The organism is Cupriavidus sp. TMH.W2 (assembly GCF_050847365.1).
Lineage (GTDB): Bacteria > Pseudomonadota > Gammaproteobacteria > Burkholderiales > Burkholderiaceae > Cupriavidus.
Genome location: NZ_CP193793.1, coordinates 2458889 through 2481425, shown reverse-complemented (window position 1 = coordinate 2481425; position 22537 = coordinate 2458889). Strand labels below are relative to the sequence as shown.

At 68.3% G+C, this 22537-nt stretch carries 21 protein-coding genes; 3 read left to right on the top strand and 18 right to left on the bottom strand.

The annotated features are described in order from the left end of the window. Positions 1–8 precede the first annotated feature (8 nt). Genes fliJ through fliF form a run of 5 tightly spaced genes read right to left on the bottom strand, consistent with a single transcriptional unit; the run spans position 9 to position 5454 of the window. Complete coding sequence (fliJ, locus tag ACREYQ_RS28645) at positions 9–467, bottom strand: flagellar export protein FliJ (RefSeq protein ID WP_432261337.1); 459 nt, start codon at positions 465–467, stop codon at positions 9–11. After that, entirely contained in the window at positions 445–1926 is a 1482-nt protein-coding gene (gene fliI, locus ACREYQ_RS28640; protein ID WP_432261336.1) for a flagellar protein export ATPase FliI, read from the bottom strand. The genes fliJ and fliI overlap by 23 nt, the downstream gene beginning before the upstream one ends. Continuing rightward, positions 1919–2746 (bottom strand): flagellar assembly protein FliH, encoded by an 828-nt coding sequence (gene fliH, locus ACREYQ_RS28635; RefSeq protein WP_432261335.1) that lies wholly within the window; start codon positions 2744–2746, stop codon positions 1919–1921. Before fliH ends, fliI begins: the two co-directional genes overlap by 8 nt. Beyond that, positions 2733–3755 carry a flagellar motor switch protein FliG gene (gene fliG, locus ACREYQ_RS28630; RefSeq protein ID WP_432261334.1) on the bottom strand — a complete coding sequence of 341 codons (1023 nt, stop codon included), beginning with the start codon at positions 3753–3755 and terminating at the stop codon, positions 2733–2735. Before fliG ends, fliH begins: the two co-directional genes overlap by 14 nt. Continuing rightward, a complete protein-coding gene (fliF, locus tag ACREYQ_RS28625) occupies positions 3742–5454 on the bottom strand; it encodes a flagellar basal-body MS-ring/collar protein FliF (protein ID WP_432261333.1) in 1713 nt (570 codons plus the stop codon). The genes fliG and fliF overlap by 14 nt, the downstream gene beginning before the upstream one ends. Before the next feature lie 418 nt (positions 5455–5872). On the opposite strand from fliF, the gene fliE reads away from it, so the two are divergent. Further along, on the top strand, positions 5873–6196 hold the full coding sequence (gene fliE / locus ACREYQ_RS28620) for a flagellar hook-basal body complex protein FliE (RefSeq protein WP_432261332.1): 324 nt from the start codon (positions 5873–5875) through the stop codon (positions 6194–6196). A 76-nt stretch (positions 6197–6272) separates the two neighbouring features. Here fliE and ACREYQ_RS28615 read toward each other — a convergent pair whose 3' ends face one another. The 9 genes from ACREYQ_RS28615 to ACREYQ_RS28575 form a co-directional block, all read right to left on the bottom strand. Beyond that, positions 6273–6566 (bottom strand): EscU/YscU/HrcU family type III secretion system export apparatus switch protein, encoded by a 294-nt coding sequence (locus ACREYQ_RS28615; RefSeq protein WP_432261331.1) that lies wholly within the window; start codon positions 6564–6566, stop codon positions 6273–6275. After that, positions 6563–7876 (bottom strand): flagellar hook-length control protein FliK, encoded by a 1314-nt coding sequence (locus tag ACREYQ_RS28610; protein WP_432262680.1) that lies wholly within the window; start codon positions 7874–7876, stop codon positions 6563–6565. The genes ACREYQ_RS28615 and ACREYQ_RS28610 overlap by 4 nt, the downstream gene beginning before the upstream one ends. A 177-nt stretch (positions 7877–8053) precedes the next feature. Beyond that, positions 8054–8395 carry a flagellar protein FliT gene (locus tag ACREYQ_RS28605; protein WP_432261330.1) on the bottom strand — a complete coding sequence of 114 codons (342 nt, stop codon included), beginning with the start codon at positions 8393–8395 and terminating at the stop codon, positions 8054–8056. A gap of 1 nt (position 8396) precedes the next feature. After that, positions 8397–8822 (bottom strand): flagellar export chaperone FliS, encoded by a 426-nt coding sequence (gene fliS, locus ACREYQ_RS28600; protein WP_432261329.1) that lies wholly within the window; start codon positions 8820–8822, stop codon positions 8397–8399. A gap of 23 nt (positions 8823–8845) precedes the next feature. After that, positions 8846–10321, bottom strand: a complete 1476-nt coding sequence (gene fliD / locus ACREYQ_RS28595) for a flagellar filament capping protein FliD (RefSeq protein ID WP_432261328.1) — start codon at positions 10319–10321, stop codon at positions 8846–8848. 47 nt (positions 10322–10368) lie between these two features. Beyond that, positions 10369–10737 carry a flagellar protein FlaG gene (locus tag ACREYQ_RS28590; RefSeq protein ID WP_432261327.1) on the bottom strand — a complete coding sequence of 123 codons (369 nt, stop codon included), beginning with the start codon at positions 10735–10737 and terminating at the stop codon, positions 10369–10371. A gap of 114 nt (positions 10738–10851) precedes the next feature. Beyond that, positions 10852–12108: a FliC/FljB family flagellin gene (locus tag ACREYQ_RS28585; RefSeq protein ID WP_432261326.1), complete on the bottom strand. Its 1257-nt coding sequence runs from the start codon at positions 12106–12108 to the stop codon at positions 10852–10854. A gap of 213 nt (positions 12109–12321) precedes the next feature. Continuing rightward, complete coding sequence (locus ACREYQ_RS28580; protein ID WP_432261325.1) at positions 12322–12648, bottom strand: RNA chaperone Hfq; 327 nt, start codon at positions 12646–12648, stop codon at positions 12322–12324. 858 nt (positions 12649–13506) lie between these two features. Then, positions 13507–14463, bottom strand: a complete 957-nt coding sequence (locus ACREYQ_RS28575; protein WP_432261324.1) for an oxygenase MpaB family protein — start codon at positions 14461–14463, stop codon at positions 13507–13509. 235 nt (positions 14464–14698) lie between these two features. Between ACREYQ_RS28575 and ACREYQ_RS28570 the strand changes: the two genes are divergently transcribed. After that, positions 14699–14956 carry a hypothetical protein gene (locus tag ACREYQ_RS28570; RefSeq protein WP_432261323.1) on the top strand — a complete coding sequence of 86 codons (258 nt, stop codon included), beginning with the start codon at positions 14699–14701 and terminating at the stop codon, positions 14954–14956. A gap of 286 nt (positions 14957–15242) precedes the next feature. Continuing rightward, positions 15243–15686, top strand: a complete 444-nt coding sequence (locus ACREYQ_RS28565; RefSeq protein ID WP_432261322.1) for a BON domain-containing protein — start codon at positions 15243–15245, stop codon at positions 15684–15686. A gap of 29 nt (positions 15687–15715) precedes the next feature. On the opposite strand, the gene ACREYQ_RS28560 is transcribed toward ACREYQ_RS28565, so the two are convergent. The 4 genes from ACREYQ_RS28560 to ligD all read right to left on the bottom strand — a co-directional run bounded on the left by ACREYQ_RS28560 (position 15716) and on the right by ligD (position 22479). Further along, on the bottom strand, positions 15716–16741 hold the full coding sequence (locus ACREYQ_RS28560) for a Ku protein (RefSeq protein ID WP_432261321.1): 1026 nt from the start codon (positions 16739–16741) through the stop codon (positions 15716–15718). Positions 16742–16963: 222 nt separating this feature from the next. Continuing rightward, positions 16964–18985: a response regulator gene (locus tag ACREYQ_RS28555; RefSeq protein WP_432261320.1), complete on the bottom strand. Its 2022-nt coding sequence runs from the start codon at positions 18983–18985 to the stop codon at positions 16964–16966. Between the two features lie 307 nt (positions 18986–19292). Next, complete coding sequence (locus tag ACREYQ_RS28550) at positions 19293–19697, bottom strand: hypothetical protein (RefSeq protein WP_432261319.1); 405 nt, start codon at positions 19695–19697, stop codon at positions 19293–19295. Positions 19698–19773: 76 nt separating this feature from the next. Further along, on the bottom strand, positions 19774–22479 hold the full coding sequence (gene ligD / locus ACREYQ_RS28545) for a DNA ligase D (protein WP_432261318.1): 2706 nt from the start codon (positions 22477–22479) through the stop codon (positions 19774–19776). Between the last annotated feature and the right edge of the window lie 58 nt (positions 22480–22537).

Sequence of the window (22537 nt, the reverse complement as noted above, 5' to 3'; positions counted from 1 at the left end):
GATGGTGCTCAGGCTTCGCTCAGGCGGCTGGCCGTGGTGCGGGCCAGGCGGGCGGCGTATTCGTCGTTGGCGCGTTGCTCGCGGCGCGCGGCGACCTGGTCTTCCGTCGCTTCGGCGCGCGCGATCAGCGTGTCGAATGAATTCAGGCGGCGCTTCTGGTGCTGCCAGCGGTTGCGGCCGGCGAGCAGGTCCGCTTCGGCCTTGGCCACCGCAGCGCCTTGCTGGCGGATGGCCTGGTCGAGCGAATCCAGGAAGCGCGAGAAGTCCTGCCAGCGGCTGGAGGTCATGCCTTGTGCGGCCACTACCTGCATGCGCTCGCGATACTCCTGGCGATACTGCGTGAGCTGGTTGAGCTGCAGCTCCGCCTGCGTGCGCAAGCCCTGCAGCCGCCCCAGCTCGCGCGCGGCAGTGTCGGTATCGGTCTGGGCCAGGTCAGCCAGCGTGTTAAGCGGTGAATGCTTGAGCATGTTCACTCCTGTCGAAGAGGCGGTGAAGCTGGGCGATGGCGTCGTGGTAGCCGGCGCGCTCGTGGATATCCTGCTGCAAAAAGGCTTCCATGCGCGGGTGCAGCTGGATCGCCAGATCCAGTTCCGGGTCGTTGCCCGGCATGTAGGCACCTACGCTGATCAGGTCGCGGTTGCGCTGGTAGCGCGACATCAGCTGCTTGAAGCGGCGCACCGAGCCGAACTGCTCGTTCGGGATCAGCGCGGTCATGGCACGGCTGATCGATGCTTCGACGTCGATGGCAGGGTAGTGGCCCGCTTCGGCCAGGCTGCGCGACAGCACGATATGGCCGTCCAGGATGGCGCGCGCCGAATCGGCGATCGGGTCCTGCTGGTCGTCGCCTTCGGTCAGCACCGTGTAGAACGCGGTGATCGAGCCGCCGCCTTCGGGGCCGTTGCCGGTGCGCTCGACCAGCGTCGGCAGCCTGGCAAAGACCGAGGGCGGATAGCCCTTGGTGGCGGGCGGTTCGCCGATGGCCAGCGCGATCTCGCGCTGGGCCATGGCGTAGCGCGTGAGCGAGTCCATGATCAGCAGCACGTGCTGGCCCTGGTCGCGGAAATACTCGGCCAGCCGCGTCGCATAGGCCGCGCCCTGCATGCGCAGCAGCGGCGAGGTGTCCGCGGGCGCTGCCACCACCACCGAACGCGCGCGGCCCTCGGGACCGAGGATGTTCTCGATGAATTCCTTTACCTCACGGCCGCGTTCGCCGATCAGGCCGACCACGATCACATCGGCGCTGGTATAGCGCGCCATCATGCCGAGCAGCACGCTCTTGCCCACGCCCGAGCCCGCGAACAGGCCCATGCGCTGGCCGCGGCCGACGGTCAGCATGCCGTTGATGGCGCGCACGCCGGTGTCGAGCACGGTCTCGATCGGGGCGCGCATCAGCGGGTTGATCTGCTCGCCGGCCAGCGGCACTTCCATGGCGGCGGTGAGCGGGCCCAGCCCGTCGAGCGGACGGCCCGCGGCATCCAGCACGCGGCCCAGCAGCCCGGCGCCGACCGGCAGGCGCTTGGAGCCCGGCTCGCGCGGCGTGGTGGTGCCGGCCGGTTGCGGCGACGGCTCCAGCGGGTAGACGCGCGCGCCCGGCAACAGCCCCACCACGTCTGACTGCGGCATCAGGTAGAGGCGGTCGGCGCCAAAGCCGACCACTTCCGCTTCAGCGGTGCGCGGGGCGTTGCTGTCAGTGGTGAATTGTCCCGCGGGCAGTTCGATCAGGCAGTCGCTGCCTACCGGCAGGCGCAGCCCTACGGCTTCCAGCACCAGCCCGGCGGCGCGCGTCAGGCGGCCGCAGCTGCGCTTGCTGTCGAGCCCGGCAATGCCGGCCGCGGCGCTGTTCAGCGCGCCGACCCAGCGTTGCGTGTGGGCCAGCGCCGCGTCTGCAATCGGCGTGGGCGTGGCTTGCGCGGTGGTGTCAGGCATGCGGCGGCTCCCACGGATCGTCGCGGCCCAACGCCTTGACCACGCGGGTCCAGCGTGTGGGCAGCGTGGCGTCGCGTTCGCCGCTGGCGGCACTGGCGATGCAGCCGCCGCGCGCCACCGACGGATCGGCGCGCACGGTCCAGCCGGCGGCGGCCAGTTCGCCGTGCAGGTGGGCTTCCACCAGCGCCACGTCGTCGGGGTGCAGCAGCAGGCTGGGCGCTCCGGCCAGCGCGGGCTCGCTGGTCAGCAGCTCGCGCACCGCCGGCAGCAAGACCGAGGGGTCTTGCGCCAGCGCCGAGCGCACCAGCTGGCGCGCCACGTCCAGCGCCAGCGACACCAGTGCGCGCGAGACCTGGTCATCCACGCCGCCAAGCGCGCTGCGGAAATTGCCGGCCAGCGCCTGCAGCTGCGCGGCCTCGTTGCGGGCGGCTTCCAGGCCGCGCGCATAGCCTTCGCGGTGGCCGTCGCCGTAGCCCTGCGTCTGGCCCTGGGTGTAGCCCTGGGCATAGCCTTCCTTGCGCGCGCCTTCGCGCATCGCGTCGAGGGCCTCGAAGTCGATCGGCGGCGGCGCGGGCTCAGCGGGCATGGCGGCAAGGGCCTCTGGCAGCTCGGTATCCCGGGGATCTAGCGAGCCCATCTGCCAGCGCTGCCAGCCGGCAGCGCCGCCACGCGCGCGGCGCGGGGGCTCGAACGGCGCAAAGCCGCCCGGGGTACCGCTGTCGGCGGCTGCGCCGTTGCCGGCAAGGGAGGAGAGCGGGTCGCCGCGCTGCGCGCGGCGTGCGGCCTGGCCGCGCTCGGGGTTTGCCTCAGACATAGGCATCGTCGCCTCCGCCGATCTGCACTTCGCCCGCATCCGCCAGGCGTCTTACCACCTGCAGGATGGCCTTCTGCTCGGCCTCGACCTGCGACACGCGCACCGGGCCCAGCGCGTCCAGATCCTCGCGCAGCATCTCGCCGGCGCGGGTGGACATATTGCGGATGAACTTGTCGCGCAGTTCCTGCGGCGCGCCCTTGAGCGCGACGATGAGCGACTCGGTGGCGATTTCCTTGAGCACGCGCTGGATGCCGCGGTCGTCGACCTCCATCAGGTTCTCGAACAGGAACATCTCGTCGATGATCTTCTGCGCCAGGTCGCCGTCGTGCAGGCGCACGCCGTCGATGACGGCTTCCTCGTGCGCGGTGCTCATCAGGTTGATGATCTCGGCCGCGGTGCGCACGCCGCCCATGCGGCTGCGCTTCAGGCTCTGGCCCGCCAGCAGCTTGGTCAGCACGTCGGTCAGTTCCTGCAGCGCGCCCGGCTGCACCCCGCCGAAGGTGGCGATGCGCAGGATCACGTCGTTGCGCAGGCGGTCGGTGAACAGGCCCAGCACTTCGGACGATTTCTGGCGGTCCAGGTGGATCAGGATGGTGGCGATGATCTGCGGGTGCTCGTCGCGGATCAGCTCGGCGATCGCGGTCGCGTCCATCCAGTTCAGCGAGTCGATGCCACCGCCCGGATCGCGCGATTCCAGGATGTCTTCGATCACCGACTGTGCGCGTTCCTCGCCCAGCGCCTTGTTCAGCACGCTGCGGATAAAGGCGCCGGAGTCGACATTCAGTGCCAGGTACTGCTCGGTCTCGGTGCGGAACTCGCCCAGCACCCCGGCCATTTCCTCGCGGGTGACCGAGCTGAGCGTGGCCATGGCCGACCCCAGCTCCTGCACTTCGCGCTGCGACAGGTGCTTGAACACCTCGGCCGCGGCATCTTCGCCGATCGCCATCATCAGGACGGCGCTCTTCTGCAGGCCGCTGGCCTGGACCTCTTTAGAGATGCCCTTAGCGGTTGTCATCTGCAATCCAGTTCTTGATCACGCTGGCGACCAGGCGCGGGTCGCGCTGTGCGGCGTCGCGCACCAGCGCGAGGTCGCTTTCATACTTGGCGGCAAGCCGCAGGATTTCCGGACTGGCCGGCTCCTCCGGCGGCAGCAGCACCGCCTCGGTCTCGTCCCTGGGCTCCGGCGCCGGCAGCGGCGGCGTGGTGTAGCGGCGCAGGATCGGGCGCGCCACCTTGAACCACGCAAACAAGGCCAGCAGTGCCAGCAGCAGGTAGCCCGCGAGGGTCTTGCCCAGTTCAATCATGTCGGGTTGCTTCCACAGCGGCAGTTCGGGCTCGGCCTTTTCGCGCTCGGCGGTGAACGGGCTGTTGACCACGTTGATGGAGTCGCCACGGTCGGCCGAGAACCCCATCGCTTCCTTGGTCAGGTTCTGGATCTGCGCCAGCAGCCCCGGCGGCAGCGGTTCGGCCACGAGCTTGCCCTTGGCATCGGCCTGCTGGCGGTAGTTGACCACCACCGCCACCGACAGCCGGCGCACGCCGCCCGGTGCCTGCTGCACGTGGCGCACGGAGCGGTCCAGCTCATAGTTGACGGTGGAGTCGCGGCGGTTGCTGCTCGGGCCGCTGGAAGCGGCGGCAGTGGCGCCCTGCGCCGCCTGGCCTGGCTGGCCGGGCTGGCCCGCGGCGGGGGCGCCGGCCTGTCCGGGCGCCTGGCCCGCGCGCGGCGTCTGCGGCGTGGTCACGGGCGCGGCGGCGGCGGCGGGCGGCTGGTTCGACAGTGCGCCGGGCACGCCGCCCGGAGGCGTCGCGCCCTGCTGGGTCGATTCGCTGGTCTGCTGGCTGCGAATCGCCGTGCGGGTCGGGTCCTGGTTGGGCTTGTAGCTCTCGTCAGTGTGCTCGACGACGGAGAAATCCACGTCGGCGGTCACCTGCGCGCGCACGTTGTCCTTGCCGACGATCGGCGTCAGGATCGCTTCGATGCGCTTCAGGTAGTTCTGCTCCAGCGCCTGCACGTACTTGAGCTGGGTGGCGTCGAGCATGCGCTCGTTGCCGGTGTTCGACAACAGGTTGCCGTGCTGGTCGACGATCGAGATCGACTTGGGTGTCAGTTCCGGCACGCTCGACGACACCAGGTGGCCGATTGCAGCGACCTGGCCTTCATCGATGGCGCGCCCCGGGTACAGCTGCAACACGATCGATGCGGTCGGCTTCTGGCGCTCGCGCACGAACAGCGTCGGCTTGGGGATGGCCAGGTGCACGCGGGCGGACTGCACCGCCGCGATCGATTCGATCGAGCGCGCCAGCTCGCCTTCCAGCCCGCGCTGGTAGTTGACCTGCTCGGCAAACTGGCTGATGCCGAACTTCTGGTTGTCCATCAGCTCCATGCCGGCCGTGCCGCTCTTGGGCAGGCCCTGCGAAGCCAGGCGCAGGCGCGTCTCATGCACTTTCTCCGCCGGCACCATGACCGCGCCGCCGCCTTCGGCGAACTTGTACGGCACGTTCATCTGCTGCAGCGACTGCAGCACCGCGCCGCCGTCGCGCTCGGACAGGTTGCTGTACAGCACCTTGTAATCCGGGCTGCGCGACCACAGCAGGCCCACCGCGATGGCGGCGGCCAGCGCCGCGCCGGCCAGCATCAGCGGCAGCTTAGGGTTGGCCTTCAGGCGCTCCAGCATTTCGGCCGGGCGCCCGGGCAGTGCCACCGCCGCGGTCATGCGCGTGCTCCGGATCCGTCGCCGCGACGCTCGCGACGGCATGGGCGATGTTGACCGCCTTGGTCGTCGGCTCGGCTCACGGCACGGCTCACATTGCGCTGGAGAGAAAACACGCGTACTCCCGAATCGATGGTTGTCTGGTGATTGCCGGCACTTGCGCAGGGCGATGCCCCGCGCTCTTCCGGCACGGTGGCAATGATCGGCCAGACCTGAGCCTGACAATCGGGCGAATAGACCCGGTTTTTTGTCCGATTTCGGCCCATGGGCCGGCGCGGGCGGGGGGTACTCTGCGGGGGCTGAAACTGGGTGCGAACCGCCTGAGGCCTGCCTGCCTGCCGGCAGGCATGCGATGCAAGGGACGCGCCACAAGACGAACCGAGCCGGCACGCCGGCATACGACAAGCCACCGACGAGCCAAATGACCACTATCTCTTCCATCGAGGGCATGCTGCAGCAACTGCGCGGGATGTCCCAGGCAGCCTCGGGCAACCCCTCCAGCCAGTCCGCCGCGCCGGTCGGCGGCGGCTTTGCCGGCGAACTGCAGCGCTCGCTGGGCCGCATCAACGCCGCCCAGGAGCGCGCCTACGGCCAGGCCGAGGCGTTCGAACTGGGCAAGCCGGGCGTGGCGCTCAATGACGTGATGATCGACCTGCAGAAGGCCAACGTGTCGTTCCAGACCGGGGTGCAGGTGCGGAACCGGCTGGTGGCGGCTTATCAGGAGATGATGAATATGCCGGTGTAAGGGTGCGCCGCTGCCTGAATGAAAAGCCCCCGGGCGCGCGCAAGCGGCCGGGGGCTTTTGTCGTAAGGGGGGCGGGTCAGGCGTGCGCTTCAGCGCCCGCGTCCAGGCCCGCTTCAAGCTGGTAGATCCATGCCAGCAGCTCTGCCACGGCCACATAGAGCTGCGGCGGCACGTGGCTGTCCAGGTCGACCTGCATCAGCAGGTTCACCAGCGTGGGTGAATCGTGGATATAGACGCCCGCTTCGCGCGCGCGCGCGATGATGGCTTCGGCCACCACGCCATAGCCCTTGGCGACCACGCGCGGCGCCTTGTCGCTGTGCTGGTACGACAGCGCGATCGCCGTGCCGCGGTCATCCGCCGCTTCGCTCATTGCGTCTCTCCCTGGGCGAGGCTGTCCTGAGTCTGCACGCTCAGGCGCTGCAGCACGATGCCCTGCGCCTCCAGTTGGTTGCGCAGCAGCGGCCGTGCCGCGATGAAACGTGCCGCGACATCGGTTTCGGGGGTTGCCACGCGGGCGTCAAGCCCGGCGGGACCCAGGCTCAGGACGGCTTCGACGATGCCCAGGCTCGGCAACTGCAGCCGCAGGCGGCTTGACCACGGCCGGGCGGCTTCGCCACGGGCCTGCGCCGGGTTGTCCGCATCCGCGCGCAATAGCTCCCACTCCATCGGCACGCCGGGCCAGGCCTCGCCCGAGAAGCGGAACTGATGGGTGGCGAGCAATTCCAGCTGCTGGCGGACCACGCTTTCGGTTGCCGGATGAATGGCCGGGCCGGCTGCCGCGGCCTGCCGGCTGGCATCCACCGAGCCGGTGTCCGGCAGGCTTGCCGGGGCGCGCGCCGCGTGGGCGGTGAGGGCGTCCAGCGCAGCAGTGCGGGCGCCAGCCTCCGCAGTGGTCTGGTAGGCCTGCGTGGCGAGCGCGGCTGCGGACTGGCGCTGGGCGCCGGGTTCGGCTTGGCGGCTGTAGGCCGCCGTGGTGGCGGTGCCTTGCCGCAGCGCCTGCTCCGCCGCCGCATGGCTGTGGGCCACGCGCGGATTGCCGGCCGCGGCCAGCGCCTCGGCCAGCACCTGCGAGGCCGGAATCAGCGGCGGCGCCGAGGGCCGCGCGGGCTCTGCCGCTGCTGCGCCGCCGTCATAGGTCAGTAGCAAGGATGGTGGCGTTGTTGCGGCCTGCGCGGCGCCACCCGGAGTCGCTCGCGCCGGTGCCGGGACCTGCGCTTGCGGCTCCTGGCGGATGCCGGACAACTCGCGCGCGCCGGCAACCCATTGCGCCAGATGCGATTCATAAAACAATCCACTCTGCCCGAGTGTATCGGCAAGAGCCGCCGCGGCGGCCTGCGCGGAAGCTGCCGTGGGCGCTGCGGCCAGCAGCGGGCCGGCGCCGCGCACCGGCTGCGCCTCGGTACCGTCCATCACTGCCAGGATGGCTCGCGCTGCCGCGCTCAGTGATTCCTGCGTCGAGGTGCCCGGCAGCAAGGTGGCCTGGCCCGCGGCAACGCCGGGGCCGGTGGCGTTCTGGCTGTGGCGGATCGCCTGGCCGGTGGAGTTCTGGACATTCGCCTCCGTGGCCTCGGGCACGGGTTGCAGCGCCGCGAGCTTGTCGATGGCGATCGCAGTGCGCAGGGATTGCGGGTCTGGGGCCTGACCGGGTGCCAGGCCTGGAGGCAGATGGATGCCGGTCATACGGGTCGAAAGAATGGAGGCGGCGGCAATACGGTTCAGGGCTTCAGGCACGACTGTCATTCCCGCGCAGGCGGGAATCCAGCGTCTTATATAGTCACTGGGTTCCCGCCTGCGCGGGAACGACGAGCCGCAGCCGAATGAGAGGAGCGTGTCGCCCGCTGCAGCGCTCAGGCTGCGTCAGGCCGTGGCGCCGTAGGCGGCGGAAAGTTCAAACTGGCGGCGCGAGCTGGCCAGCCTTTCGCCGAGCCGTTTCAGCTGCGGCACGGCCAGGTCGCGGATGCGGGCGTCATACGTCAGGATGCGGTCCAGCAACTGGTAGCGGCGCATGCGCTCCGCATCGGAGAACGGTGCTTCATGGTCCATCAGGCGCAGGCGCTCCACCTGGGCCAGGTAGCCCTGCTGCAGCGCGGTGACCGTGTCCCAGTCAGCGGCCTGGGCGGCTTCGAGCATGCGCGCGGAAAGTGCGAGGACTTCCTCGTAACAGGCCACGATCGGGGAAAACTCGGGAAGGGAGGCCATGTCAATTGTCCTGTAAGGCGGGTTGCTGCTCGGCAGCCGTGGCCGAGTCGTCGATCTGCGCCCAGGCCGACGCCAGGCCTTCGAGCAGCGTGTCGACCTCGGCCAGCAGGGCCGCGTCGCGGCGCAGGTTGGCCAGCATCAGGCGGCGCACCATGTACTCATACAGGGCCTCGAGGTTGGCGGAGATCTCGCCGCCAGCCTCATGATCGAGCACGGCGCGCAGGCCGTTGTCGATGATGTCGATGGCTTTGGAGATGGCGTTGCCGCGTTCGGCAATGTTGCCGCCTTCCAGGTGGAACTTGGCCCGCGCAATCGCCGCGCGCGCGCCGTCGTACAGCATGGCGATCAGCTTGTGCGGGCTGGCGCTCATGGCGCCGGTCTGGACGCTGACCTGGGCGTAGGCGTTGATGGCGTTGCGCGCGTGCATGATGTTCGGATCCCGGTTAAGACTTACTTGCCCGATGAGCTGTTCAGGGCGTTGAACTGCTGCGTCAGGTAGGTGCTGGTGTTCTTCATCTGCGCCATGATCACGTCCAGCTGGGTGAACTGCTTGCGGTAGTTGGCTACGGTGGCGTTGATGCGGTCCTGGGTCGCACTGTACTGGTTGCTCAGGTCCTTCAGGCTGCGGTTGATGCCATCGGTGGCGGCCGTCAGCGCCCCCTTGCTGCTGGTCAGCGCCGTGATGGTCGTGCTCAGCTGGTTGCCGTAGCCGCTTTTGCCGTCGTCATTGCCGAACACGGCGGCCACGCCGGCCGGGTTGTCTTTCAGGGCCTTGGCCAGCTTGGTCGAATCCAATGCCAGCGTGCCGTCGAGCTGGAACGTCACGCCCACTTGCGTCAGCGTGGTGATGGCGCTGGCACCGCTGCCCGGCTGCGGTGTGTTGAGCACGCCACGGATCTGGCTCTGGATCACGCGCAGCACGCCGTCTCCCGTGAGGGGGGAGGCGGTTTTCGTGCCGGGATCATAGGCCGACAGGCTGGTGGCTGCATTCTGCAGGTTGTTGTAAGCCGTGACGAAGGCCTGCACGCCATTCTGGATCGACGCGGTGTCGCGCTGGACCACGATATTGCTGGTGCCGGTCTGTGCCAGCGACAGCGTCACGCCCTGCACGGCGCCAGAGACCTGATTGCTGGCGCTCTGGATCGCGATATTGTTGACGGTCAGCGCCGCATTCTGGGCGGTGACCGTCTGCTGCATGTTCTGCGTGCCGGCCGGATCGTTGGCAACCACATTGGACAGCGCGTTGGTCCCGTCGCTCGAAGTGACCGAGATGCGCATGCTGTTGGTGGCCCCGGTACTGTTCGAGTTCAGGACCAGGCGATAGGGTGCGCCTGAGCCGTCATTGATGATGCTGGCGGTGACGCCGGCATTGGCCTTGTTGATGGCGTCGCGCACGCCTTGCAGCGTATTGTTGCTGCTGTCGATCTTGATGTCGAAGCCGGTCGAGCCTGTGTTGGCGGTGAAGCTCGCCCCGGTGTACTTGCCATATGTGGGGCTGGCGGCATTGGTGTCGAGCGAGCCGCCGGTAATCGCGCCGAAATCGATATGGATCGTGCCGGTGCCGATGGCCGCATCCTGCTTGACCTGGCCTGTGCTCACCAGCGACTGGGCCTGGGCCAGCGCGGTGACGTTGACCGCATAGTTGCCGGCAGCGGCGGTGTTGCTGCCAGTGGCAGTCATGACGTTGGTGTTGCTGGATGTGGCGGTCGCTGCGTTGAAGAAGCTCGGCTTGGACAGCTGGTTGGCCGTTCCCTGGAATGCGGCAAGCATGCTCTGCAGCTGGCCATAGGCCGACAGCTTGGTCTGGTAGCTGGACTGCTGCTGCTTGAGGACAGTCAGCGGTGCCTGCTCGGCGGTGGTGAGCTGGTCGAGCAGCGAGCCCAGGTCGAGCCCCGAACCAACGCCGAGGTTAGAGATTGTTGCCATGTCTACTACTCCAGAGTGCTACTTCAAATCCAGGCCCGGGGGACGGCTCAGGCGGTCTGGTTCACGAACAGGCCCTGCAGCTGGGTCATTGCATCGGAGATGCGCACCAGCTCTTCAGTCGGGATCTGCCGGATCACCTCGCCGCTGGTCTTGTCCATCACCTTGGTGATGACGCGGTGGCTGGTGCTGTCGATTTCAAACTGGACACTGACCGAGGCGGTGCGCAGTGCGTCGGTCAGGCGCTCTAGCGCTGCATCGAGCGAGGGCGATGGCCGCTTGCCGTCTTTGGCAGGGGCGCCGGGCGTGCCGGCGGCTCGTTCACCGGGCATACCGGTCACGCGGCGGTCCGGCCACTCGGTGAGCTGGGTCGCCAGCGCAGGAGGCAGCGCGGACGAAGTGGTAGCGGCAGTAGCCATGATCGTCTCGACTCAGTGGTCTCTTGAAATGTTTTCCCAGGACCGAAGCCCTGGGGAAACATTCCACAACAGCGCCGGGCACGAGGCCCGGCACCGGTGCTACGCGTCAGTCGATTAACGCAGCAGCGACAGCACGCCTTGCGTGGTCTGGTTGGCCTGGGCCAGGACCGAGGTGCCGGCTTGTTGCAGGATGTTGGCGCGGGTCATGTTCGACACTTCCGTTGCGTAGTCGGCATCCTGGATACGCGAACGCGACGACGACAGGTTGGTGATCGTCGTGCCCAGGTTGGCGATGGTGGAATCCAGGCGGTTCTGGATCGAACCCAGCGAGCTCTTCAGGCTGTCTACCTTCTGCAGGGCGCTGTCAATGGTGGACAGCTGGTTCGCCGTGGCCCCCTTGGTCAGGTCCGAAACGCCGATCTTCGACGTGTCGATCTTGAAGTCAGCGCTGGTCGGGGGAGGGCCGCCGGAGAACGTGGCCGATTGCGGATCAATACCAACATAGAAGACTTGGGACGAGGCGTTGGTAAAGTTGCTGAAACCCTGATTGTTCAGCGCGGAGGCTTCCGCTGCGCTGCCAGCAGTGAGTTTGATTTCTGCGTACCAATTGCCCTTGGCGTCCACCACCGCGTTGTTGGTGACAGCCACGCTGGTGTTGGCGACGCCGAGTTTCGTTGCCAGCGTGTTCGCAGCCAGTTCGCCTACCGTCGAGCCAGTGATGCTGGTGGTCTGGCCATACGCTGCCTTGATTGCGGCGGTGCTATTGCCGGCCGTTACCGAGTCAGCGGCAACGGAAAGGGCAGTACCGTTGAAGGTCGAGGTACCGGTCGCCTGCGGGCCGTTCACATTGAAGGCGGTCAGGCCAAGCTTGTTGCTGTCGATTTGCTGCAGGTTGACAGCAATGGTCTGGCCGTCGGCGGCGCCGACCTGGATGTTGATCGGCTTGGCCGATGCAGACAGCACCTTGACGCCGTTGAAGTCGGTCTGTTGCGACAGGCGGTCGATTTCCGACATGCGCTGGCTGATTTCGTCCTGGATCGACTTCAGGTCCGAGGACGAGTTCGAGCCGTTAGCAGCCTGCACCGACAGCGTACGGATACGCTGCAGGTTGTTGGTGACTTCGGTCAGTGCGCCTTCAGTCGTCTGCGCCAGCGAGATGCCGTCGTTGGCGTTGCGCTGGGCTTGCGTCAGGCCGTTGATGTTCGAGGTGAAACGGTTGGCAATGGCCAGGCCAGCGGCATCGTCCTTGGCGCTGTTGATGCGCAGGCCCGACGACAGGCGCTGGATCGCGGTGTTCAGCGACGATTGCGACGCGCTCAGGTTGTTCTGAGTCATCAGAGACAACGAGTTGGTATTGATAATGGACGCCATGGTTGCGACTCCTATATGCAGTGATTTACACAGTCCGGCGGGTGCCGTAACGTTGGCCGACTGCGTTGCAGTGCTGTAGTGCCTCCGTTGCAAAGGTTATCGACCAGGCTCCGGAAAGGTTTAGAGTGATCTCCGCGATAGTTTTGCGGGGTCCCGGCAGGGCAGACAGAAGCGCCGCGCGGGCGCGCAAGGGCGTGCAGGGCCGGCGTTGGCCTAGCGGCGCTTGCGGGTGCGCGGGATATAGATAGGCACAAAGTCCGGCGCGTTGGCCGGATCCGGCGCCACCACCAGCGCTTCCGGCGCATCGGCCGGCGTGACCAGGCAGATGGCCCGCTTGTAGATCACCGTGGGCCGGCTGTCGTCCGGCTGCCGGCCGAGCAGCAGCAGGTAGTCGTCGGAGGCCAGCACCATCCCGTGCAGCCGGGCGCCGTTGGACAGGTGCACGATCACCGGGGTCTGGCTGGTGCTGTATGCCGCATATTGCTGATGCTGCAATTGCTTTCGGCTGCGTGGCTTGGGCCGGATTTCCTTCTTCTTCACAACGACTCCGGAAGAGCCCGCAAGGGTTCTGGCGGCTGATAACAGTCCGTTGGCCGGCAGCCGGAGGTGCGGCGCGGCCAGGGCGGCAGGAGAAACATCCGCTCTCGGTAACGGCGTCGGAGGTGGCCGCCGGATCCGCGGCATCGCTAGGCCCGGCGCACGGGCCCCGGGATTTCGCGCAGGTGCCGACGGTTGGCGCTGCCAGAAGAGGAGGGGAGTACTTCAGAGCCGAGAGTAACAAAGCTTTACAAGCATTGACGAACGGCACGCCGCCCAAGGTCTAGAGGCTTTGGTCTACCAAAAATGTTGCTCTCGCTGCTGCGCTATTGTAGCCGCATGCGCGCCAGCTCGCGCGCAGTGCGCATGGAACAGCCCGCCAGGCGGGGTGGAGACTGGGCTGGCAGGGAAATGCCAGCCCGTGCGAAAAATGCCCTGAAAGTGACGTCAGGGATAGAAACACTAAAAGTGCGTAAACGAGCTCACGACTTCCTAGGGGAATCCCCTGATAGAAGCGGGATTTACACCTCATGTAAGCGCGTTTATATTCACCACAAGAGCTTCTTGGCTCGAGCAGTCCTGGAAAGCCTACGAGCACCCCGCGCGTGGGCTTTTTTTTTGTCCGCGTCGTTTGAATCGCGCTCTGTGGCGCTGTGGCCGGTGCGGTTGAAAAGACCGACCGGCCGTTCGGAATGCCGATGCAGATTTAACGGCACTTCCGGGGCAGGCAATTCTCCGAAATGCGGTGGGTTTTGCCGCTATTTCCCATTTCCCGTCAAGAAATGGTCGCTTACCGCCGATAACCCGCATGGGCCGCCGCAGGGCCCTGCCGCAAGCGCGCAGCGGACGGTGGCGAGAGCCTCAGCCGGCCGGGGCGGGTGCGCCGCGGGCCACGCGCCGCCGGGCGCGCGCGGCCAGACCCGGGCCCAATGCCCAGCGCAGTGCCGGAGCCAGCACCCGCATGCCGGCCAGCGCTGCCGGGCGCCGGAGCGAAGGTCCGTCCAGGTCGAGCTGGTGCCGCGCCCATGGCGGCAGCAGCGCAATGCCAGCGTCCGCCATGATGCGCACCGCGGGCAGCAGCAGCGGGTTGGCCACCGGCATCTTTCTCACCAGCCGCACCACTTCACGGGTGCGTTCGCTGGCCAGCAGCGCGGGCCGCATGGCCTCAAGGTAGGCGGTCACTTCGGCGCGCGAGCGCGGCACGTCGGCCGCGCCCAGCATCTGTGCGATGCGCGCGACTTCTTCGTAGTAGCGATCCTGCTCGGCGTCCCCCAGCGGCCCGACATAGCGCAGGTAGCCCGCCAGGAAGCTCGAGACCTCGGCCACGTGCACCCAGGTCAGCAGCGCCGGATCCGAGGCCGCATAGTGCCGCCCGTCCGGCGCGGTGCCGACCACGCCGGCATGGATGCGCCGCACGCGCTCGATCAGCGCCATGGCATCGGCATGGCTGCCGTAGGTGGTGCCGGCGATGAACTGCGCGGTGCGCCCCAGGCGGCCTTGCATGTCGGTGCGAAAGCTCGAGTGGTCCCACACCCCGGCCAGTGCCAGCGGATGCAGCGTCTGCAGCAACAGCGCGCTGACGCCGCCTGCCAGCATTGCCGGAAAGTCCGCATGCACGCGCCAGCAGACCGCATCCGGGCCGAACAGGCCGGGATCGCCGGGCGGATGGTCGTAATCGAGGCTCAGGCCGGAGTTGCTGCGGGTCAGCGCGCGCACCTGTGCGCCGGCGCGCTCGCGCAGCCTGGCGCAGAGATGGTTCAGCGGTCCGCGGCCTTGCTGCGGGGTGCGGCCGGTGGCGGGGTCGGTAAGGCTGGACAAGACCGGTGGAGGCTGGAGGGTGAAGTCAGGGCCAGCATACACGGGATGGCGGAACGACGCGCGCAGGACCTTGCCTTGCGAGCGGGCGCAAAAAGGGCCGGAGCCCCCGACGGGAGTTCCGGCCTGCCAATCTCCGGCGTATGCCCCTGCGGCAGCACCGCATGTTGCCGCCGCACATACCCGGATAGCTGCTTGTTGTCGTGGCTAGCGAGGATTATTGCTGGCGTTGTCCGCCGTGTCCGCTTTGCTGACCACCGTGTTGCCCGCCCTGTCCGCCTTGCTGGCCGCTGCGTTGACCGCTTTGCTGGCCCGGTTGCGAGCTGCCGCGATCCTGCTGTTGCTGTTGATCCTGCTTGCGGTCCTTGTCACCCATCTGACCGCCGCCTTGTTGTCCCGGTTGCTGCTGGCTGCCGCGTTGGCCAGTCTGCGATTGTTCTTGCTGCTTCTGGCCCGACTGCGATTGACCCGGCTGTTGCTGCTGTCCCATTACTAGCTCCTTGGCGCGGCGAACTGCCGCATTCCCTGCTCCGCAATCGCCATGCCAGGAACGACAGCGCCGCAGCGCCGCCAGCGCCGGTGCCGTGCGCGCGATGCAGCACCTGCTGCGGCGCGGCGCTTTTACAACGGGTGGCCTGTTTTACACACCCGGCGCCACCGGGTGGCATGCGCATGGCAGGCCGGCCTGGCGGGTATGGAGATTGCTGGGATATGCCTTGCCGGTGGTTCCGTTTGCCGGGCTGGGCATGGGGGACGCGCCGGGACCCGTACAGGAGACAGCCATGCGATTTATCCGAACCACCGCGCGCATCACGCGGATGGCCTGCGCTGCCGCGGCGCTGGCAGCGGCTGCCGGCAGCGCGCTGGCGCTCGACAAGAGCGGCCCGATTTTTGCCGCGGCGGACAATGCGCCGGCGGCGCCGGTCAATTCTGCGCCAGGCATGCCCGGGCGCGCCGACCCGGACCGTGGCGCCAGCACGGAGGCCAGCGTAGACAAGGCCAAGCAGGCCGTCGAGGACGGCGCGATCACCACCAGGATCAAGACCAAGCTCCTGGCGACCAAGGACCTCAAGTCCACCGGCATCCATGTGAAGACGAAGCAAGGCATGGTGGACGTGAGCGGCACCGTGCCAAGCCAACAGCAGCACGACATGGCGCTGGATGCCATCCGCAGCATCGAGGGCGTGACCTCGGTCAATGACAATCTGAAGGCGACGTCGCGCTGAGGGCTGCCCTGGCGGACCGCAGTGCTCGTTCAGGCCGCGCGCTTCCTTCCCGTAGTGCCCGGGCTCTTGCGCGCGGCCGGCGCATGCGACTCGCGCCTGGCGGTTGCAGTGCCGGTGCGGGTGGTGCTGCCCGTACGCTTTGCAGCCGTTGAGCTGGCCCGCTTTGCGGGCGGCTGCTTGCGCGCCGCGGCGTGCCGCGTGGGGGCCTTGCGCCGCGCGGGCCCGGCCTCTTCCTCGTCGCTGGCTTCCTTGCCACGCTTGCCCAGGCTCTGGCGCAGCAGCGCCACCATGTCGATGACCCTGGCACCCTGGCGCGGCGCTTCTTCCGCTTGCGCCGGCGGGGTCAGCTGATGGGTCTTGCCGGATTCGATCCGTTCCTCGATGCGCGCCATCAGGTCGTCGCGGTAGGTGTCGCGGTATTGCTCCGGCGCCCAGTCCTCGCTCATGTCCTCGACCAGCCTGGCTGCCATCTCGACTTCACGCGCGTGCGCGCCGGTGGGCTTGCCGGTGGCAGCCCTGGGCAGGTGCAGCTCTGAGATGGGCAGCACCTCGTCGGCAAAGCGCATGGTGTTGAGCACCAGCGCATCGTCGTGCACCAGCATCGCCGCCAGGTGCTGGCGCGCGCGCAGCACCACCAGCGCCAGCGCGGCCTTGCCGGTGCGGCGCATGGTCTCATGCAGCAGCGCGTAGCCGCGCTCGCCGCGCTTGTCGGGTTCGAGGTAGTAGGGGGTATCGAAGTAGTACGGCGGAATGCTTTCGGCATCGACAAAGCTGACGATGTCCACGGTCTGCGTGGCCTCGACATTGGCCTGCCGGAAGTCCTCCTCGTTGAGCAGCACGTACTCGTCCTTGGCGTACTGGTAGCCCTTGACGATATGCTCCTTGTCGACGGGCTTGCCGGTGCTCTTGTTGATGCGCTGGTAGCCCACCGGGGCCATGTCGCGCACGTCTAGCAGGTCCAGGTCCAGTGTCTGATTGCGCGACGCGGGCCGCAGGACGACCGGGATGTTGACGAGGCCAAAGGCAATGGCGCCTTTCCAGATGATGCGGGACACTTGATCGCTCCTTTGCCGCTAGCGCCGGCGCGTTGCGGCGGCGGTGGCGGCATGTCGCCCGGAGGCGGGTCGACCACGGGTTGAGGCGGGCCCGGCGGTGGCTCCTGCGGCGGGACTTCGGGCGCGCGCGGAGGGATGTCGGGGTCAGGCGTCGTATGCACGAAAAGCTCCTTTTGATCAGGGATGGGGGATTGCGGCGGCTGGCGCTGGCACGGCCTGGCGCTAGGCCTGGCCTGCGTCCAGTTCGTCCAGCAGCCGCGTCAGTGCGTCCAGGTCGGCGGGCTTGACCAGGTGTTTGTCAAAGCCCGCTTCAAGCGCGCGGCGGCGGTCCTCCGGCTTGCCGAAGCCAGTCAGCGCGACCAGCGTCGCACCACGCATCTCGGGCAGCGCGCGCAGGCGGCGGGCAGTCTCGAAGCCGTCCATGGCGGGCATGCCCAGGTCCAGCAGCACCACCTCCGGGCGCGCATCGGTGGCGCGCGCCAGCGCGCTCGGGCCGTCCGGGGCGGTCACTACCGTATGGCCCAGGGTCTGCAGCGTCATCGTCATCGCCTCCAGCGCGTCGGCGTTGTCGTCCACCACCATGACCCGGCGCGGCACGCCGCGGCGGGGGGCGGCCTTGCCTGAGCCCGGATGCCAGTTCTGCCACGGCTCCACCGGCAGCATCACGGTGAAGGTGCTGCCCTGTCCCGGGCCGGCGCTGTAGGCGCGGATGGTGCCGCCATGCAAGCGCACCAGCTTCTGCACCAGGGTCAGGCCGATGCCCGGGCCGTCATGCGGGAACGCGCTGTGAGGCGGCTCCGGGCAGGTGCCCTCGCCCCCGTTCTGGCGCGCAAGCGGATCGAACAGTTGCCGCTGCAGCGCCTCGGACATGCCGGCGCCGTTGTCGCGCACACGCACCATGACGTGGCCGCCGGAGACGGCGTCGGGGGCCGCGCCGGGCGCGCTGTCGTCAAAGCCGGCTTCCACGACGATCTCTCCGCCCGCTGGCGTGTACGCGGCGGCGTTCTGCAGCAGGTTGCTGAAGATCTGCGTCAGTCGCACCAGGTCGCCGCGCACCGGCAGCGGCTGTTCGGGCAGCGACAGGCGCAGCGTGTGCCGGTAGGCGTCCAGCACCGGGCGCACGGCTTCAACCGCGGTATTGAGCGCGGTGCGCAATTCCACCAGGTCCTGGCGCAGCGTGATGCGGCCCTGGTTGAAGCGCGAGATGTCGAGCAGTTCATCCACCAGCCGGGTCAGGTGATGCACCTGCCGGCCGATGATGTCGCGCGCGCGGAACATGTCTGCGCGTGTCGGGGCCAGCTGCTGCAACAGATCCGCCGCGCTGCGCAGCGGTGCCAGCGGATTGCGCAGTTCATGCGCCAGCATGGCGAGGAACTGATCCGTGCGCCGTTCTTCATCGCGCAGCGTGCGCCCGGCGCGGTTCTGCAGCGTGACATCCTGGCAGGTGCCGGCGATGCGCAATGGCGGGGTGCCGTCACCGGCCGGCGCCGCTTGCGCGCTGTCGCTGCTGCGCACCGGAAAGGCCTGCGCGCGGATCTCGCGCGGTTCACCGCTGGCCAGGGTGATCTGGAACTCGATGTCCATGAAGCCGTCGCGCAGCATGCTGGCGACGGCTGCTTCCACGCGCGCGCGGTCGGCCGGCGCCACGCGGTCCAGGCAGCGGCGCGGATCGTCCATGAGTTGCTCGGCCGGGTGGCCGCACAGCGCCGCAAACGACGAGCTGGCAAACAGCAGCCGCTGCGTGGCAGGGTCGAGGATCCACACCACGTCGGCGAGCGATTCGGCCAGCTGGCGGAACATGTCCTCGTGTTCATGCAAGGCCCGCGAGGTACGGCGATACGCGTCCTCGGCGCCGCGCAGGCGCAGCAGCGCCTGGATGCTCGACAGCAGTTCTTCGGGCTCGGCGGGTTCCACCAGGTAACCGTCGGCGCCGCAATTGAGCGCCTCGACGCGCTCGCGCGACTGGGCCAGCCCTGGCGAGGTCAGCAGCACCAGCGTGCGCGCAGTTTGCGGATCGTCCTTGAGCAGGCGGCACACCTCCAGCCCGCTGATGTCGGGCAGCCGGGCCGACAGCAGCACCAGTGCCGGCGCATGCTGGCGCACCAGCGACAGCGCTGAATGGCCCGTGACGGCCTCGATCACCGAAAACCCGCCGCGATGCAGGATGCGGCTCTTGACATAGCGCGGGCCCTCGCGGTCCTCGACATTGAGGACCAGCGGCGCGCGGTTGGCTTGCTGCTTCATGGCTTCACGCTGACGGGCGCGTATGCGCCGGCCCGAAGTGTTGGCGCAGCGGGCGCCCCGGTGCCCGCCCGGACGTGGTGCAAAACTGCGCAGGTCCTCGTGTGCGGGGTGTAAAGATTACCAGGCGGAAGCGCCAGGTCCTTGTATTTCTTGCATATCTGTCCAACGCATCCATCGCCATCCCCCTTGTGCATCTACATGGCTGCGGTATTTGCAGAGGCGTTCCGCTTCGCTGTGGCAAGAGGCGTGCCGGACAAGCGGCCCGAGGGCGCCTGCCACTGCGTCGATGTGCCGGCGCTGCCGGGCCTCAACGTCGGACTGCCTCGCCGCTGTGCGCCTCGGCGCTTGGGGACGTGCCACCTTGCGGACCGGCAGTGCCCGGCGCTTCGACCGCCTTCTGCGAGATCTTGCCGGGCTCGGTGGCGGCAGTGGGCGTCGCGCCCTTGCCAAAGCGGGCGGCGATCTTGTCCTGCACTTGTGTGAGTGCGTCGGCTTGCTGCTTGGCCGCCTCCGCTTCCTTGGCCTTCTTGGCCTCGGCGGCCTGCTGCTGCTCGGGCGTCGGTGCGGGCAGCCGCGCCTGCGCCGGCCCGGCGGTGAAGGAAAGCATGGCGCACGAGATCAGCAGGTGCCGCAGCCCGCGGCGATTGCGCGGTGCCGCGCCGGTAGTGCCGGCGGCCCGGATGGCTCCTCGGATCCTGAGTTCGCTCATCATCGTTTCTCCGTGGGATTGCGGCATGGCCATGACTGTCCAAGGGCAAGAAATGTGCCGTCAGTCGATGGGGCAATGGCTACCGGACGCGCGCGAGACGGGCCGCGGCCCGAGTGATCGCCTGCCGGCTGCCGGCATAGTCCGCCCACGGGTCGTCGGCTTCCAGGGCATCGAGCCGGGGGCCGACGTTTGCCACCGTCCATTGCGCGGCGCTGGTCAGCGTGTCCAGTTCCTCCCATGACACCGGGATCGACACCCCCAGGCCTGGCCGCGCGCGCGCCGAGAACGCCGCCACGGTGGTGGCGCCCATGCCGTTGCGCAGGTAGTCGATGAAAATCTTGCCGACGCGGTTGCGTGCGCCGCTCTTGGCGACAAAGCGCTGCGGCAGCGTCGCGGCGACATGCAGCACCACGCCGTGCGCAAAGTCCTTGATCTCGTCCCAGCCCGCGCGCGGCGTCACCGGCACCACCACATGCAGCCCCTTGCCGCCACTGGTTTTCAGGAAGCTGGCCAGGCCGAGTTCATCGAGCAGCGCCTTCATCAGCGCAGCCGCTTCCTGCATATGCGTCCACGGCACGCCGTCGCCCGGGTCCAGGTCGAAGATGATCCGGTTGGGGCGGTCGATGCTGCGCTTGCTGGCATTCCAAGTATGGAACTCCACGACATTGAGCTGCGCCGCGGCCACCAGCGCCTCGGCCGAAGCGATCTCCAGCAGCGCGGGATGCCCTGGCCACAGGTCGCGGTCGAGCACATTGAGGCCGTCTACGCGCAGTGTGTCGCTGTGCCGCTGGAAGAACTGCTCGCCGGCCACCCCCGAAGGCGCGCGCACCATGGCGATCGGGCGCCCGCACAGGTGGGGCAGCATCAGCGGCGCGGCGCGCTCGTAGTAGCGCACCAGATCGCCCTTGCTCAGACCTGATTCGGCGTCGATCACGCGCCCGGCATGACTGATCGAGACCTTGCCGCCGACGGCGGTGGGGCGCCTGGCCCCGGTCTTGGTCTTGCCCGCGGGCGCCGCCGGCCGCTCCACCGAGACCGCGCCCGCGGGCTTGTCGGTGCGCAGGCCGTGGAAGACCGCATGGCGCACGCGGCCTTCGCGGGTCCAGCTGCCGAACGAGATTTCGGCCACCAGTCTGGGCTTGACCCAGTGCCCGCGCACCCCCGCCGGCACGGTTTCGAAGGGCGCTGAATCAGCGCGCAGCGCGTCCAGCCGCGCGCGCAGCGCATCCAGTGTGCGGGTGTCGAAGCCCGTGCCGACATTGCCCGCATAGCGCAGGCGCCCGCCGGCATCGTGCACGCCGAGCAGCAGCGAGCCGATGCCGGCGCGGCTGCCCCTGGGGTCGGTGAAGCCCGCCACCACGAATTCCTGGCGCAGGGTGCACTTGAGCTTGATCCACGTATTGCTGCGCGCACTGACATAGACGGAATCGGCGCGCTTGCCGATCACGCCTTCGAGCTTCATGCGGCAGGCCGCATCGAGCATATCGCCCGCGCTGGCCTCGAAGTCCTCGCTGAACAGCAGGCGCGGCGAGGTGTTGTGCTCGAAGATGCGGCGCAGCAGCGCGCGGCGCTGTGCCAGCGGCACCTTGCGCAGGTCATGGCCGGCGAACCAGGGCAGGTCGAACGCGAAGTACCGGATGCCCTCGACGCGCGCGGTATCGAAGGCGTTCTGCAGCGCCTGGAAATCGGTCTCGCCGTGCTTGCCGAGCACCACGATCTCGCCGTCGAGCCAGCCCTCGCCCAGGCCCAGCGCGCCGACATCGCGCGCCAGCGCGCGCAGCTTGCTGGTCCAGTCATGGCCCTGCCGGGTGAACAGCCGCACATCCTTGCCGTCGACGCGCGCCAGCAACCGGTAGCCGTCGAACTTGATCTCGTAGCGCCAGGCGCCGGAATCGGGCGGCGGCTTTTCGACCAGCGTGGCCAGCTGCGGCGCCAGCGCCAGCGGCAACGCCGCGCGTGGCGCGCCGCGTGGCGGCTTCAGCGCCTTGATCCCGCTGCCGGTCTCCGGCGGGGCTGCTTCGGGCGCTGGTGCCTTGCCGGCGCGCTTTGCCGAAGGCTTGCGTTGTGTGCCGCCCAGCACGCTGTCCGGCAGGGCTTCGACCACATCGAACTGCGACGCGGGCACGGCGGCCTGGTCGCGCTCCTTGATCAGCAGCCACGCGTCCTGCTCCTTTTGCCGGCTGCCGCGCATGCGCACCAGGGTCCAGTGGCCGTGCAGTTTCTCGCCGCGCAGCTCGAACTTGAGCTTGCCGCTGCGGTAGCCCGCTTCGGGATCGCCCGCCGGGACCCAGGTGCCGCGGTCCCAGACGATGACCGTGCCGGCGCCGTAGTGGCCGGCGGGGACCACGCCCTCGAAGCCGGCGTAGTCCATCGGATGGTCCTCGACATGGACCGCCATGCGCTTGTCGGCGGGATCCAGACTCGGCCCCTTGGGCACGGCCCAGCTTTTCAGCGTGCCGCCAAGTTCTAGCCGGAAGTCATAGTGCAGCCGCCGCGCCGCGTGCTTCTGGATCACGAAAGACAGCGCGGCGGCACGCTTGCGCGGCGTGGCGCGGGTGGGAGCGGCGCCGCCGGGTTCGGGCGTGGCGCTGAAGTCGCGCATGCGGCGGTATTGGTCGAGCGCCGCCGTGCCGCGTGCCGCCGGGCGGGCGGTGCCGGCGCGCTTGCCGGGGGATTTTGCTGCGGATTTGCCCGAGGGTTTGCTGCCAGTCTTGGCGGCGGGCCTGGCCCTGTCTTTTGCCGCGGCGCGCCGTCCGCCCGGGTCCTGTCGCGTTGTCTTGGCCATGACTGTCGCCGGTTGCGTGAATACATCCAGCTTAGGCAGCACATGCCGCGGCTGAAAT